Raw genomic sequence first — 15,812 nt, 5'->3', positions numbered from 1 at the left:
GGTTCGGTTCGCTCAGGCAGTCGATTCTTCCGCCATGCCCTGGTGGCGCAGCAGGGCTTCCAGGCTGGGCTCGCGGCCCCGGAAGGCCTTGAACGATTCCATCGCAGGGCGGCTGCCACCGGCTTCCAGGATGGCCTGGCGGTAGCGGCGACCCGTTTCTATACTCGGCAGACCGTCGCTTCCAGCGGTTTCCTCGAAGGCTGCGTAGGCGTCTGCACTCAGTACCTCGGCCCATTTGTAGCTGTAGTAGCCAGCGGCATACCCGCCCGCAAAGATATGGCTGAAGGTGTGTGCCGTGCGGCTGAATGCCGGGGGCTGCAGCACGGCCACTTCGCGGCGCACCTGGTCCAGCAGAGGCATGATGTCCTGGGCCGGGTCGTGTTCGGTGTGCAGCAGCATGTCGAACAGCGAGAACTCAATCTGTCGCAGCGTCTGCATGCCGCTCTGGTAGTTCTTGGCGGCAATCATCTTGTCGAACAGCGCGCGGGGCAGGGGCTCGCCCGTGTCCACATGGGCCGTCATGTGCTTGAGCACATCCCATTCCCAGCAGAAGTTCTCCATGAACTGGCTGGGCAGCTCCACCGCGTCCCACTCCACACCGCCAATGCCCGAGACGTCGCGCTCGTTCACCTGGGTGAGCATGTGGTGCAAGCCGTGGCCGAACTCGTGGAAGAGGGTGATCACGTCGTCGTGAGTGAGCAGCGGTGGCTTGCCGTCCACGCCGCTGGCGAAGTTGCACACCAGGTGCGCCACCGGGGTTTGCAGCACGCCCGTGTCGGGGCGCAGCCAGCGTGTGCGCACATCGTCCATCCATGCGCCGCCGCGTTTGCCGGTGCGTGCAGGTTGGTCGAGGTAGAACTGGCCCACCAGCTGGGTGCCCTTATGGGCGCCCTCCGGGTGCGTGCGCTCAATGCGGTAGAACTCAACGGCTGGGTGCCAGACGGCGGCCGTGTCGCGCCGGATGGACACTTCGAACAGGGTTTCGATGATCTTGAACAGGCCCGCCAGCACCTTGGGCGCCGTGAAGTACTTCTTGACCTCCTGCTCGCTGAAGGCGTAGCGCGCTTCCTTGAGTTTTTCGGAAATGTAGGGCCAGTCCCAGGCCTGCGGATTGGCCAGGCCCAGGTGTTCGGCGGCAAACGCGCGCAGGTCGGCGATGTCCTTCTCGGCGTAAGGGCGGGCGCGTCGGGCCAGATCACGCAGGAAGGTGATCACCTGCGCCGGTGATTGGGCCATCTTGGGTACCACGGACACTTCCCCAAAATTGGCGTAGCCCAGCAGTTGGGCCTCTTCGCGGCGCAGTGCCAGGATTTCGCTGATCAGCGCTGTGTTGTCGAATTTGCGTGCATCGCCCTCAGCCTGGTCGGAGGCACGGGTCACATAGGCGCGGTAGAGCTTCTCGCGCAGGTCGCTGCGCGCGGCAAACTGCATGACCGGCAGGTAGCAGGGCATCTTCAAGGTGAGCTTGTAGCCTTCCTTGCCGTCTGCCTGTGCTGCGGCCAGCGCGGCCTGTTGGACATCGTCTGGAATGCCTTCCAGTTCTTCGGCCGTGGCGTAGTAAGCGTAGGCGTCGGTGGCATCGAGGGCGTTTTCACTGAACTTCTGGCTCAGCTCGGCCTGGCGTTCCTGGATCTGCGCAAAACGCTCCTTGGCGGCACCGGTCAGCTCCGCGCCACTCAACACAAAGTTGCGCACCGCGTTCAGGTGTGCCTGCCGCTGCTCTGCAGTCAGGGTGGCGGGGTCGATGGCCTTGTATTTTGCGTACAGGCGTTCATCGGCACCCAGGCGCGTCCAGAACTCGGTGACCTTGGGCAAGGCGGCGTTGTAGGCTGCGCGCAGTTCAGGGGTGTCGGCCACGCTGTTGAGGTGGCTGATGCTGCCCCAGGCGGTGCCCAGCCGTTCGGTGGCCACATCCAGCACTTTCGCAATCGCGTCCCAGCGGGCTGGAAAGTCGGGTGCGGTGACGGTCTCCAGCGCGGCATTGGCACGCTCCAGCAGAACATCCACGGCAGGCGCCACGTCCTGCGGTGTGATGCGGTCGAAATGGGGGAGGTCCGAGAAGTCGAGAAGGGCGTTGCTCATGCGAAATCAGATGGCGCCATATGGCGCAGGTTCAAGTTGCAAAGCCGCCGACATCGACAGCACTGACCCAGGTCAGTGCCCTGCAGTGCGCTCAGCGGCTTCGATGGTGTTCACCAGCAGCATGGTAATGGTCATGGGGCCAACCCCGCCAGGCACGGGGGTGATCCAGCCGGCCACTTCCTTGACGCCGTCAAAGTCCACGTCGCCGCAGAGTTTGCCTTCGTCATTGCGATTCATGCCCACGTCAATCACCACGGCGCCAGGCTTGACCATGTCGGCGGTCAGCACATTGCGTTTGCCGACTGCGGCCACGATCACATCGGCCTGCAGGGTTTGAGCCTTGAGGTCCTGGGTGGCACTGTGGCAAATAGTGACGGTGGCGTTCTGGCCGAGCAGCATCAGCGCCATGGGCTTGCCCACGATGTTGCTGCGGCCGATGACCACGGCGTGTTTGCCCTTGAGCTCGTAGCCGATGCTTTCCAGCATCTTCATGCAGCCATAGGGTGTGCATGGCCAGAAGCCGGGCATGCCGGTCATCAGAGCCCCGGCGCTGGCGATGTGAAAGCCGTCCACATCCTTGGCGGGCGAGATGGCTTCGATCACCTTCTGCGCATCAATGTGTTTGGGCAGGGGCAACTGCACCAGGATGCCGTGAATGGCCGGATCGTTGTTGAGGGCCTCCACACGGGCCAGTAACGCGGCTTCGGTCATGTCGGCCTCGTACTTTTCGAGGACGGAGTACAAGCCGCTGTCTTCGCAAGCCTTGACCTTGTTACGCACATACACCTGGCTGGCAGGGTTGTCGCCCACCAAGACAACGGCCAGCCCGGGGGTGACGCCACGGGTTTTCAGGGAGGCGGCGCGTTGCGCCACGTCGGCGCGCAGTTGGCGGGAAAGGGCGTTGCCGTCGATGAGTTGGGCTGTCATGTCGGAGAATATGAATAAAATTGGTCTCTAGCGCTTTATCAGCAAGCGCGAGCAGCTATCAAAATGTGAGTTTCAACCCTTGGGGGCGTTCTGGCCGAGGGCGATCTTGAGCAGGTCGGCCACGGTGTTGGCGTTGAGCTTCTCCATGATGTTGGCGCGGTGCGCCTCCACCGTCTTGATGCTGATGCCCAGGTCGTCGGCAATCTGCTTGTTCAGGCGACCGGCCACGATGCGTTCGAGCACCTGGGCTTCGCGGCTGGTCAGCTTGGAGAGCAGGGCATCGCGGCTGGCGGCCTGCTGGTAGCCGGCGAAGGCCTCGCGGGCGTGGTCGAGCATGCGCTCGACGAGTCCGACCAGTTCTTCTTCGTCAAAAGGCTTTTGGATGAAATCCAGCGCGCCTTTTTTCATGGTGTTCACAGCCATGGGCACGTCGCCGTGGCCTGTAATGAACACGATTGGCAGGGGGGACTTGCGCTCGATCAGTCGATCCTGAAGCTCCAGGCCCGTCATGCCGCCCATGCGGATGTCCACAATCAGGCAGGCGACTTCGCGGGGGTCGTAGCGTGAGAGAAAGGTCTCGGCCGAATCAAAGCAACGCACCCGGTAGTCCTTGCCTTCCAGCAGCCACTGCAGGGAATCGCGAACTGCCTCGTCGTCGTCCACAACGTAGACAGTGCCTTTTTTCGGAATCAAGCTCATGCAATTGTCCTTGGTTTTTGAATGTTTGCTACAGAATTTGTAGTGGCATCAGCAGGCTTGGCAAGCGGCAGCCAGAAGGAGAACTTGCAGCCCGTGACCTCGGATCCATTGTAGAGGTTCTCCGCAAGCATCCTGCCCTGGTGCGACTCGACGATGCTGCGGCACAGATTGAGGCCCATGCCCATGCCTTCTTCCTTGGTGGAGAAGAAGGCTTCGAAGAGGCGCTCCAGCACTTCGGGGGCCAGGCCCTTGCCGGTGTCCTGCACCGAAAATTCCACCACTTCGCGGTCTTCGACGTGTTTGGGCACCACGCGCAGTTCCACGCTGCGACCCGACGGTGGACGGTTGGCGTGCTGGATGGCTTCGGCGCCGTTCTTCATCAGGTTGACCAGCACCTGCTCAATCAGGATGGTGTCCACCATCACGGGCGGCAGGCGGGCGGCCACATAGTGAGTCAGGCGCACGTTGTGTCGGCGCAGCTCGATGTCGGCCAGCTCCACGGCTTCGTTGACCATCGAATGCACGTCGGCCAGGGTGCGGTTGGGCTCGCTCTTCTTCACAAAGGCCCGGATGCGCTGGATGATCTGGCCCGCGCGCTGGGCCTGGTGGGCGGTCTTTTGCAGTGCCGTGAGCAGGGCTTCTTCGGTCAGCTGGCCACTCTGGATGCGCGAGACCATGCCACTGCAGTAATTGTTGATGGCCGTGAGCGGCTGGTTCAATTCGTGCGCCACGCTGGAGGCCATCTCGCCCATGGTGATGAGGCGGCTGACGGATTGGGCGCGCTCGGCCTGGCGTGCTGCCTGCTCTTCGGCCTGGCGGCGGGGGGTGATGTCGGTGGCAATCACCATCTGGGCCAGTCGGCCGTCCACCCAGTTGAGGTAGCGCGAGCGTACTTCGAGCCACTTTCCCAGGTCGGGCAGGTAGATTTCGGCGTTCTCGGTGCGGGCGCTGGTGAGTGGGTCGGTGGGCAGTCCCATGAGTCCGTCTTCGTCGTCCATGCCCGTGTGCTCCGTGCCCGCTACTGGCACCACGCCCGCCTGCGCCACCAGCTGCAGGTGGCCGCCCGTCTGCGAGCCGAACCATTGGCGGTAGAGCTTGTTGGCGAACAGCAGTTCTTCGCTGCCCAGCGGGGCCACCGACACCGAGGCGTCCAGCGATTCCAGGACGATGGTGAAGCGCTCGTGCGATGCGGAAAGCTGTTCGCGGATGCGGTTGGGCTCGGTGATGTCCGTCATCGAGGTCATCCAGCCCGTCTGCTGGCCGTGTGCATCGATCAGGGGCGACACATACAGTCGCGCATCGAAGAGCGTGCCGCTTTTGCGCCGCACCCGCACCTGAAAGCCGCCGACGATGGTTTTGCCCGACAGTTCGTCGCGCAGCTTGGCGTGCAAGGCTTCGTGGTCGGAGTCGGGCCAATAGGGGAAGGGTGCTTTCAGGCCCACCAATTCGGCCTCGCTCCAGCCAGTCATCTGGCAGAAAGCGGCGTTCACATAGGTAATGCGGCCTTCCATGTCCAGCGCGCGCATGCCCGTCAGGATGGAGTTCTCCATCGCGCGGCGGAAGTTCGTCTCTGCCACCAGGGCCTGCTGGGCCTGCATGCGGCGGCGGGTGTGGCGCCAGGTGGCGATCAGCATCCAGGCCGTCATCGCGCTCAGCGTGCCCACCAGCCAGAACAGCCCGCTGCCCACCACGCCCAGCGAGGTGCGGTAGGCCTGCGCCTTGAGCACCAGCCCGTTGCCCACCGGGGAGACGGGGACCTCGTATTCGTTGGCTCGGGGTGACCAAGGCAGGAGCTGTGTGGCCGTGTTGCGCGGTCCCAGCGGGGTTCCGGCCAGCACCTGGTTCTTGCCATCGAGCAGCGTGACGGCGTAGCGTGCCAGCACCTCGGTCGGCGTGCCGTAGCGCAGCAGGCTGTCGATGGAGTATTCCCCCAGCACCACGCCGCTGAACTTGCCCTGGTTGTTCAAGGGCACTTGCAGCTGGAGCAGCGGGGTTGAATCGCCCGAGGTTGCGGCGGGCTGGGCATACACCGGCTGCTGCAGGTCGCGGGCCAGGCCAAAGGTGTCGGCCGTGTCGCCGGGTTTGAGCACTTCGCCGGCAATGCGCAGCTCGCTGCTGGCCAGCGTCGGTGCCGCATGGCTGGCGCGGATGCGGCGGCGCTCGTCGATCCAGGTGATCGCCTGCAGTTCGGGGTATTGGCTGATCAGGCTTTCGGCGCGGCTCACAAACTCTGTGCGTTCCAGCTCTTGGTTGGACAGGTCACGCGCAATGCGCATGAGCTGTTCCTGCCGCTCCAGCAGCCGCAGGCGCACACGCTGTTGCGCGTATTCCACGTCACGCCGTAGGGCTTCTTGTTCGCGCTCGGCCTCTTCGGCCCGCAAATACCAGAACGCCGCCACGATGGCGGCCAGAAACATCAGCACGGCAGCCAAGGGTGCCAGCGCTGCAAACCGGTCCTGCCGGGTAGGCGACAACCCGCGCCACCACTTGCGCCACCAGCGGGCGGGCGCCGCCACGACCATGGCGGTGGGGGAGGGGTGAGGGGGCAGGGAATCCATCCTTCAAGTGTAGGGGAGCAGCAGCCCGGAATCCGGGGCACGTGCAATGTGCGTTCGCAGCATTTTCTTGCAATATGAAATGCATGGGCACCATTTGAAATTCTAAAAAAATATGCGAAACTAGAGCCAACGTACTAAATTGCTGCCACACCTACAGGAGACAAAGCATGTCAGCTCAGCCCGACCCTCAGGCCGGAAACGGCAACGCGCCCGCCACCGATACCGACCAACAGGAAACCCGTGAGTGGATGGATGCGCTGTCCGCCGTCATCGACAAAGAGGGGGCCGAGCGCGCCCACTACCTGTTGGAGCAATTGCTGGAACACGCCCGCCAGAACAGCGTGGACCTGCCGTTCTCGGCCAATACCGGCTACGTGAACACCATCGAGCCCAGCCAGGAGGCACGCAGCCCCGGCAACCTTGAAATCGAACAGCGCCTGCGCGCCTACATGCGCTGGAACGCCATGGCCATGGTGGTCAAGGCCAACCGCCATCACCCGCCCGAAGGTGGCGATCTGGGTGGCCACATCGGCTCCTTTGCCTCGCTGGCCAGCATGTTTGGGGCGGGCTTCAACCATTTCTGGCACGCCGAGAGCGAAAACCACGGCGGTGACCTGCTTTACATCCAGGGCCACGTATCCCCCGGTATTTATGCCCGCGCCTACCTGGAAGGCCGCCTGAGCGAAGAGCAGTTGCTCAACTTCCGCCAGGAAGTGGACGGCAAGGGCCTGTCGAGCTACCCGCATCCCAAGCTCATGCCCGAGTTCTGGCAGTTCCCCACTGTGTCGATGGGCCTGGGCCCGCTGATGGCCATCTACCAGGCGCGTTTCCTCAAGTACCTGCATGCCCGTGGCATCGCCAATATCGAAAACCGCAAGGTCTGGGTGTTCTGCGGCGACGGTGAAATGGACGAGGTCGAATCCCTGGGCGCCATTGGCCTGGCGGCGCGTGAGAAGCTCGACAACCTTGTGTTTGTCATCAACTGCAACCTGCAGCGCCTGGACGGCCCCGTGCGTGGCAACGGCAAGATCATTCAAGAGCTCGAAGGCGAGTTCCGTGGCGCGGGCTGGAACGTCATCAAACTCATCTGGGGCAAGGGCTGGGACGAGTTGCTCGCCAAAGACCATGATGGTGCGCTGCGCAAGCTCATGATGGAAACCAACGACGGCGACTACCAGGCCATGAAGGCCAACGACGGTGCCTACGTGCGCAAGAACTTCTTCGGTCGCGACCCTCGCACCCTGAAGATGGTCGAGCACATGACCGACGACGAGATCTGGAACCTGCAGCGCGGCGGCCACGATTCGCAAAAGGTCTATGCCGCATTCCATGCCGCTCAAAACCATGGCGGCCAGCCTTCCGTCCTGCTGGTCAAGACCGTCAAGGGCTTTGGCATGGGCAAGATTGGCGAAGCCAAGAACACGGTTCACCAGACCAAGAAGCTCAGCGACGAAGACATCAAGGCCTTCCGTGATCGCTTCAACATCCCGATCCCCGACAGCCAACTTGCCGAACTGCCCTTCTACAAGCCCGCCGACGACACCCCGGAAATGAAGTACCTGCACGAGCGCCGCAAGGCCTTGGGCGGCTACCTGCCACACCGCCGCGTGAAGGCCGACGAGAGCTTCACTGTGCCTGCGCTGGACACCTTCAAGGCCATCCTGGAGGCTACGCCCGAAGGCCGCGAAATCTCCACCACGCAAGCCTACGTGCGCTTTCTCACGCAGCTGCTGCGCGACCAGGCCCTGGGCCCGCGCGTGGTGCCCATCCTGGTGGACGAAGCCCGTACCTTCGGCATGGAAGGCCTGTTCCGCCAGATCGGCATCTACAACCCCGCAGGTCAGCAGTACACCCCGGTCGATAAAGACCAGGTCATGTACTACAAGGAAGACAAGGCCGGCCAGATCCTGCAAGAGGGCATCAACGAAGCCGGCGGCATGAGCAGCTGGATCGCGGCGGCCACCAGCTACAGCACGAACAACCGGATCATGATCCCGTTCTACGTGTACTACTCGATGTTCGGCTTCCAGCGCATTGGCGACCTGGCCTGGGCGGCGGGTGACATGCAAGCCCGTGGCTTCCTGCTGGGCGGCACCTCAGGCCGCACCACGCTCAACGGCGAAGGCCTGCAGCACGAAGATGGCCACAGCCACATCCTGGCCAACACCATCCCCAACTGCGTGAGCTACGACCCGACCTTTGCGCACGAAGTCGCGGTGATCATGCACGACGGCATGAAGCGAATGGTCGAGCGCCAGGAAAACGTCTTCTACTACCTGACGCTGCTGAACGAAAACTACCCCATGCCCGGCCTGCAACCCGGCACCGAAGAGCAGATCATCAAGGGCATGTACCTGTGCAAACAGGCGCCCGCACTGCCCAAGGATGCGCCCACCGTGCAACTGCTGGGCAGCGGCACCATCTTGCGCGAATCGTTCTTTGCGCAAGAACTGCTTGAAAAGGACTGGGGCGTGGCCGCCTCGGTGTGGAGCTGCCCAAGCTTCAACGAACTGACCCGCGACGGCCAGAACGCCGAGCGCTGGAGCCTGCTGCACCCGACCGAAGAAGCGAAGGTGCCTTTCGTCACGCAGCAACTGTCCGCATCGCAAGGTCCCGTGGTCGCGTCCACTGACTACATGAAGGCCTACGCCGAGCAGATTCGTCCGTTCATCCCCAAGGGCCGCACCTACAAGGTGCTGGGCACCGACGGCTTTGGCCGCAGCGACTTCCGCAGCAAGCTGCGCGAGCATTTCGAGATCAACCGCCACTACATCGTGGTCGCTGCGCTCAAGGCGCTGAGCGAAGACGGCATCCTGCCCGCCACCAAGGTGGCTGAGGCGATCGCCAAGTACAACATCCAGGCCGACAAGGTCAACCCGCTGTACGCGTAAACCGAACGGAGACAACAATGGCATTGGTAGACATTCAAGTCCCGGACATCGGGGATTTCGACGAAGTGGGCGTGATCGAACTGCTGGTCAAGGTGGGCGACACGGTCAAGGCCGAGCAGTCGCTCATCACTGTCGAGTCTGACAAGGCATCGATGGAGATTCCGTCCAGCCACGCAGGCGTGGTCAAGGAACTCAAAATCGCCCTGGGCGACAAGGTCAAGCAGGGCTCTGTGATTGCCGTGGTCGAGTCGGCAGACGCGGTTGCCTCAGCCCCGGCTGCTGCGCCAGCCCCTGACGCTGTTGCACCCGCCCCCGTTGCGGCCGCTGCGCCAGCACCGGTTGCACCCGCTGCAGCCCCTGCAACTGCAGGCCCGGTGGAAGTGCGCGTGCCCGACATTGGCGACTTCAAGGACGTGGCCGTCATTGAGTTGCTGGTCAAGGTGGGCGACACCATCAAGCTCGAACAATCGCTGTTCACCGTCGAATCCGACAAGGCCTCCATGGAGATTCCGTCGCCCGCCGCTGGCGTGGTCAAGGAGCTCAAGGTCAAGATTGGGGACACCGTCAACATCGGCGACTTGGTGGCCTTGCTGGAAGGGGTGGCGGGCAGTGCGCCAGCTGCCGCTGCAGCGCCCGCAGCGCCGGCGGCGGCTCCCGCTGCTGCGCCTGTTGCAGCCCCCGCACCGGTTGCAGCAGCCGTTGCACCGGTCGCCGCTACGGCCTCCGTGCCCGCTCACCAGCCTGGCACGCCCACAGCGGGCCTGCCGCACGCATCGCCCTCGGTGCGCAAGTTCGCCCGCGAGCTGGGTGTGCCCATCGATGAAGTCAAGGGCAGTGGCCCCAAGGGCCGTATCACGCAAGACGACGTGCAGTCCTTCACCAAGCAGGTGATGGCGGGTGCCACCCAAACCAAGGCGCAGGCTGCCAAGGCGCCTGCCGCATCCGGTGGCTCTGGCGGTTCCGGTGTGGGCCTGGATCTGCTGCCCTGGCCCAAGGTCGACTTCACCAAGTTCGGCCCCGTCGAGCGCAAGGACCTCTCGCGCATCAAGAAGATCAGTGGCGCCAATCTGCACCGCAACTGGGTCGTCATCCCGCACGTCACCAACCACGACGACGCGGACATCACCGACCTCGAAGCCTTCCGCGTGCAGTTCAACAAAGAGAACGAGAAGAGTGGCGTCAAGGTCACCATGCTCGCCTTCATGATCAAGGCCGCCGTGGCCGCGCTCAAGAAGTTCCCCGAGTTCAACAGCTCGCTCGACGGCGACCAGCTGGTGCTCAAGCAGTACTTCCACATCGGCTTTGCGGCCGACACGCCCAACGGCCTCGTTGTGCCCGTCATCCGCGACGCCGACAAGAAGGGCATCGTCCAGATCTCGCAAGAGATGGGCGACCTGGCAAAGAAGGCGCGCGACGGCAAGCTCGGCCCGGCCGACATGACCGGTGGCTGCTTCTCCATCAGCTCGCTGGGCGGCATTGGCGGGCGCTACTTCACGCCCATCATCAACGCGCCCGAAGTCGCCATCATGGGCGTGTGCAAGAGCAGCATCGAACCGAAATGGGACGGCAAGCAGTTCGCACCGCGCCTGATGCTGCCGCTGTCGCTCAGCTGGGACCACCGCGTGATCGATGGCGCGGCCGCCGCACGCTTCAACGTGTACTTTGCCTCGCTGCTGGCGGACTTCCGCCGCATCGTGATGTAACGAAAGGGCAAGACACACCATGGCAATCATCGACATCAAGGTGCCCGACATCGGCGACTTCGCCGAAGTGGCCATCATCGAAGTGCTGGTCAAACCCGGCGACACCATCAAGGCCGAGCAAAGCCTGATCACCGTGGAGTCCGACAAGGCCTCCATGGAGATCCCGTCCAGCCATGCTGGGGTTGTGAAGGAGCTGAAAGTGAAGCTGGGCGACAAGATCGCCGAAGGCTCGGTGGTGTTGACGCTGGAAGTGCAGGGCGCTGCAGCTCCAGCGCCTGCTACAGCCCCGGCACCCGCAGTTTCTGAGCAAAAACAGGCCCCATCGCCCGCCCCACAAGCGCAAGCAGCTATCAATTTGGTAGCATCCAGCTTTGCAGGCACTGCCGATATGGACTGCGACGTGCTCGTGCTCGGCGGCGGCCCCGGCGGCTACTCGGCTGCCTTCCGCGCGGCCGATCTGGGCCTCAAGGTCATCATCGTCGAGCGCTACGCCACCCTGGGCGGCGTGTGCCTGAACGTGGGTTGCATCCCGTCCAAGGCCCTACTGCACGTGGCAGCCGTCATGGACGAAGTGAGCCATATGGCCGACCTGGGCGTGGACTTTGGCGCCCCTGCCGTCAACATCGACAAGCTGCGCGGCCACAAGGAAAAGGTCATCGGCAAGCTCACCGGTGGCTTGGCCGCCATGGCCAAGATGCGCAAGGTGACCACCGTGCGCGGCTACGGTGCCTTTGTGGGTGCCAACCACCTAGAAGTGGAAGAAACCACCGGCACTGCGCAAGAGAAGACGGGCACCAAGAAGGTCATCGCCTTCAAGAAGGCCATCATCGCCGCCGGAAGTCAGGCCGTGCGCCTGCCCTTCATGCCCGACGATCCACGCGTGGTCGACTCCACCGGCGCCCTGGCGCTCAAGGAAGTGCCCAAGCGCATGCTGATTTTGGGCGGCGGCATCATCGGCCTCGAAATGGGCACCGTGTACAGCACGCTGGGCGCGCGCCTGGATGTGGTCGAGATGATGGACGGCCTGATGCAGGGCGCCGACCGCGACCTCGTCAAGATCTGGCAGAAGATGAATGCCAAGCGCTTCGACAACATCATGTTGAAGACGAAAACGGTGGGCGCCGAAGCGACACCGGAAGGCATCAAGGTCACGTTCGCCCCGGCAGAAGAGGGCGGCACCGCCCCCGAGCCGCAGGTGTATGACCTGGTGCTGCAGGCTGTGGGCCGCACACCCAACGGCAAGAAGATTGCCGCCGAAAAGGCAGGCGTTGCCGTGACGGACCGTGGCTTCATCAACGTCGACATCCAGATGCGCACCAACGTGCCGCACATCTTCGCCATCGGCGACATCGTGGGGCAGCCCATGCTGGCGCACAAGGCGGTGCATGAGGCGCATGTGGCGGCAGAAGTGATTGCTGGTGAACTGCAGGGCAACAAGGAACTGGCCTCCGCCGCCTTCAACGCCCGCGTGATTCCGTCGGTGGCCTACACCGACCCCGAAGTGGCATGGGTGGGCCTTACCGAAGACCAGGCTAAGGCGCAAGGCATCAAGGTCAAGAAGGGCCTGTTCCCCTGGACGGCCTCCGGCCGCGCCATCGCCAACGGCCGCGACGAGGGCGTGACCAAGCTGCTGTTCGACGACTCGCCAGAGGCCCATGGCCACGGCAAGATCCTGGGCGGCGGCATGGTGGGCACGCATGCCGGCGACATGATCGGCGAGATTGCCCTGGCCATCGAGATGGGCGCCGACGCCGTGGACATCGGCAAGACCATCCACCCGCACCCCACGCTGGGAGAAAGCATCGGCATGGCGGCGGAGATTGCGCACGGCAGCTGCACGGATGTTCCGCCGCAGAAGAAATAAGTAGCCAGCTTCTCAGCTTCTAGCTAGTAGACAAAGCCCGAACCGGTAACGGTTCGGGCTTTTGCGCATTGCGCGCCCCTGCAATCGTTGCAAAATGTTGCTGATTGGTATTGACTGAAGCGATCGCCGGTCTCCCAGGCGGGCGTACGACGACCACCAGCAGATTGTTGATCTGGAAGCAGGATGCCCGTAACGCCAACCATCGCCGCTCAGCCTGACGATGACCCGAACCTTGCCTGGGTGCTGCTGGGTAAGGGGCTGGACCTGTATCAGGATGCCGTACTTATACTGGGCGAAGAGGGCCGCTTCGTCTATGTGAACGATGCCGCCACCCGCGCCCTGGAATACAGCCGCGAGGCGCTGCTGACGATGGGGCCGCCGGACATCGATCCGAACATTTCCAGGGAGCGGTGCCAGGAAATACTGCAAAGCCCGGAGGGCCAGGCTTTTGTCATCGACACGGTGCACAAGACCCAGAGCGGCAAACAGATTGCCGTGCAGGTGCACGGTGTGACGCTGCGGCGGGAGGGGCGCTTGTTTGCCGTCTCCATCGTTCGCGACATGTCGGAAGCCCAACGAATGCAGGAGGCCCTTCAGCAGCGCCAGCAGTATTGGCGCACCCTGCTGGACGAGTTCCCATTTTTTGTCTGGCTCAAGGACGAGCACAGCCGTTTGCTGGCAGCCAATATCGCGTACGCCAGAGTGGCGCGGGTGGCCTCCACGGCGGAACTGGAGGGCCGGACTGAATTCGATTTCTTCCCCAAGGATTTGGCGGAAACGTATGTGGCCGACGACAAGGCTGTCATGGCGGCGGGCGTGGCCCACTACGTGGAAGAGCTGTACGTCGATGAGCACGGGCAGCGGCGCTGGATGGAGGTGTGGAAGTCTCCGCTGCACCAGCATGGCAAGGTGGTGGGCACGGTGGGATATTCCAGAGATATCACGGACCGCAAGCACACCGAGAGTGAACTTCAGAAAGCGCTGGCCTTTGCCCAGGGGGTGATTGATGCCTTTCCGGATTTGTTGTTCGAAACCGACCGGGAAGGCCGTTACCTGAATATCTGGACGCGCAACCCCGAGTTATTGGCGGCCAGCCGGGAGGCTTTGCTGGGGCGGACGCTGCAGGAAGTGCTGTCTCCTGAAAGTGTGGCGATTGCCGAGATGGCGTTTGCGGAGGCAGAGCACAAAGGCGTGTCGTTGGGCCATGTCATATCGGTTGCGACCTCTCTGGGCCCGCGCTGGTTTGAACTGTCGGTATCGCAAATGCGCACCAGCGTGGATGCGCGCCCACATTTCATTACGGTCTCCCGCGATGTAACGCAACGGCTGGAACTGCAGGATGAGCTGACCTTGCGGGAGCGTGAGTACCGTACCCTGGTCGAAAACTCTCCCGATGTGATTGCCCGTTTTGATCTTCAGTTCGGCTGCCGGTATGCCAACCCGGTGTTGCTGAAGGCGGTGGGGCGGCTTGACACCGGCGCGCTGGGATGCTCGCCCCATGCGCTCTGGGGGCAAGAGGTTGGGGCAAAGTTGGCGCAACATTTGGTGCAGGTGGTGGACAGCAAGACGCCTGTCGAGTTGGAGCTGCAATGGTCCGATGCGCTGGGGCGCCGAATCTGCAGTTTGGTGAGTTTGACCCCCGAGTTGGACGACGACGCCAGCGTCTCGAGCGTGTTGCTGGTGGGGCGGGATATCGGTGAACTGAAGGCCTACCAGGACAAGGTCCACCAGATGGCTTTCTACGACGCGCTGACGGGGATGCCCAACCGCGTGCTGTTCCATGACCGGCTGGCGCAAATGCTGAAGGATGCGGCCTACCACCGCGCTCAGGCGGGTGTGATGGTGGTGGACCTGGACCGCTTCAAGCAGATCAACGACACCATGGGCCATGCGGCGGGAGACGCGTTGCTCAAGGAGGTCTCCCTGCGCCTGCGCGCCAGTGTGCGCACTTATGACACCGTAGCCAGGCTGGGAGGGGACGAGTTCGGCATGCTGTTGCCAAAGATCCATACCGGCAGCCATCTGGCGCGTGTGGCGGGGAAGGTGAAGACCGCCTTCAACCAGAGCTTTTGGCTGGAGGGGCAGGAAATTTTCGTCTCCTGCAGTGTCGGTATTGCGGTGTACCCGACGGACAGCGAGACGGCAGAAGAGCTGCTCAAGTACGCAGATTCGGCGATGTACTCCGCCAAACGCTCCGGGCGAAACAGCTTCCGGTTTTACTCCAGGGATATGACCGAGCATGCCCAGCAGCGGCTGACCCTGGAGTTCGACCTGCGCCGAGCGCTCCAGCGCGGTGAACTGGCGCTGCACTACCAGCCCAAGGTGCTGCTGGCGTCCGGCGCAACGGTCGGCTGTGAGGCGCTTTTGCGCTGGACGCATCCTCGCCTGGGCCAGGTGTCTCCGGAGTTGTTCATCCCGGTGGCAGAAGACGCTGGCTTGATCAACCAGCTGGGCGCCTGGGTGTTGCGCGAATCCTGCTCGACCGCCGTCGCCTGGAATGCCGGGGCCACACAGCCACGCAAGGTGGCGGTCAATCTGTCGGCCCGCCAGATCCAGGCCTCCGGCCTGGTGGCGCAGGTGAAGGAAATCGTGTCCCAAACGCGTTGCAAGCCCCAGTGGCTGGAGTTTGAGATTACCGAGAGCCTGCTCCTTGACGAGGACGGTGTTGCAGTCAAGGCTCTGCAGGCCCTGCGCGACATGGGGGCCACCATCGCGATCGATGACTTCGGCACCGGGTATTCGGCGCTGTCCTATCTGGCCCGCTTCCCCATCGATACGCTCAAAATCGACAAATCGTTCATCCACTCCGCGACCACTGACCATTTCAGGGCCGAGCTCATCAAGGCCATCTTGTCGATCGCGCGCTGCTTGAACCAGGAGGTGGTGGCGGAAGGCGTGGAAACGCCCGAGCAGGCAGACTTCCTGGCGGCGGAAGGATGCCAGTTGGCTCAGGGCTTTCTGTTCAGCAAAGCGGTGCCACGAGAGCAGTTGCTGGGCATGTTTGGCGCCTGACAGGAGCCCGCTGGGCTGGCCACGATCCGCCCGCACCGCGCAGCTCTGCATGGGCTGCTGCAGGGGGCTTTTTTCG

General features: G+C 63.1%; 8 protein-coding genes. 4 read left to right on the top strand and 4 right to left on the bottom strand.

Going from position 1 to position 15,812, the window contains the following annotated elements; genetic code table 11:
- Positions 1–12 precede the first annotated feature (12 nt).
- From ACQ4MJ_RS08945 to ACQ4MJ_RS08930, 4 genes are all read right to left on the bottom strand, one after another.
- The gene (locus tag ACQ4MJ_RS08945) at positions 13–2,082 is read right to left on the bottom strand and encodes a M3 family metallopeptidase (RefSeq protein ID WP_431152942.1); all 2,070 of its coding nucleotides are present in this window, start codon (positions 2,080–2,082) and stop codon (positions 13–15) included.
- Positions 2,083–2,154: 72 nt separating this feature from the next.
- Entirely contained in the window at positions 2,155–3,009 is an 855-nt protein-coding gene (folD, locus tag ACQ4MJ_RS08940; protein ID WP_228895231.1) for a bifunctional methylenetetrahydrofolate dehydrogenase/methenyltetrahydrofolate cyclohydrolase FolD, read from the bottom strand.
- Between the two features lie 72 nt (positions 3,010–3,081).
- On the bottom strand, positions 3,082–3,708 hold the full coding sequence (locus ACQ4MJ_RS08935; protein WP_007848524.1) for a response regulator transcription factor: 627 nt from the start codon (positions 3,706–3,708) through the stop codon (positions 3,082–3,084).
- Positions 3,705–6,266: a PAS domain S-box protein gene (locus ACQ4MJ_RS08930; RefSeq protein ID WP_055395892.1), complete on the bottom strand. Its 2,562-nt coding sequence runs from the start codon at positions 6,264–6,266 to the stop codon at positions 3,705–3,707. Before ACQ4MJ_RS08930 ends, ACQ4MJ_RS08935 begins: the two co-directional genes overlap by 4 nt.
- A 167-nt stretch (positions 6,267–6,433) precedes the next feature.
- On the opposite strand from ACQ4MJ_RS08930, the gene aceE reads away from it, so the two are divergent.
- The 4 genes from aceE (at position 6,434) to ACQ4MJ_RS08910 (ending at position 15,736) form a co-directional block, all read left to right on the top strand.
- Positions 6,434–9,157: a pyruvate dehydrogenase (acetyl-transferring), homodimeric type gene (aceE, locus tag ACQ4MJ_RS08925; protein WP_431152943.1), complete on the top strand. Its 2,724-nt coding sequence runs from the start codon at positions 6,434–6,436 to the stop codon at positions 9,155–9,157.
- A 17-nt stretch (positions 9,158–9,174) separates the two neighbouring features.
- The gene (aceF, locus tag ACQ4MJ_RS08920; RefSeq protein ID WP_431152944.1) at positions 9,175–10,860 is read left to right on the top strand and encodes a dihydrolipoyllysine-residue acetyltransferase; all 1,686 of its coding nucleotides are present in this window, start codon (positions 9,175–9,177) and stop codon (positions 10,858–10,860) included.
- Positions 10,861–10,879: 19 nt separating this feature from the next.
- Entirely contained in the window at positions 10,880–12,724 is a 1,845-nt protein-coding gene (lpdA, locus tag ACQ4MJ_RS08915) for a dihydrolipoyl dehydrogenase (RefSeq protein ID WP_431152945.1), read from the top strand.
- A 183-nt stretch (positions 12,725–12,907) separates the two neighbouring features.
- On the top strand, positions 12,908–15,736 hold the full coding sequence (locus ACQ4MJ_RS08910) for an EAL domain-containing protein (RefSeq protein ID WP_431152946.1): 2,829 nt from the start codon (positions 12,908–12,910) through the stop codon (positions 15,734–15,736).
- Positions 15,737–15,812: the final 76 nt, after the last annotated feature.

It is taken from the genome of Acidovorax facilis, assembly GCF_050626955.1.
Lineage (GTDB): Bacteria > Pseudomonadota > Gammaproteobacteria > Burkholderiales > Burkholderiaceae_C > Acidovorax > Acidovorax facilis.
This window is presented reverse-complemented; position numbering and strand designations above follow the sequence as displayed.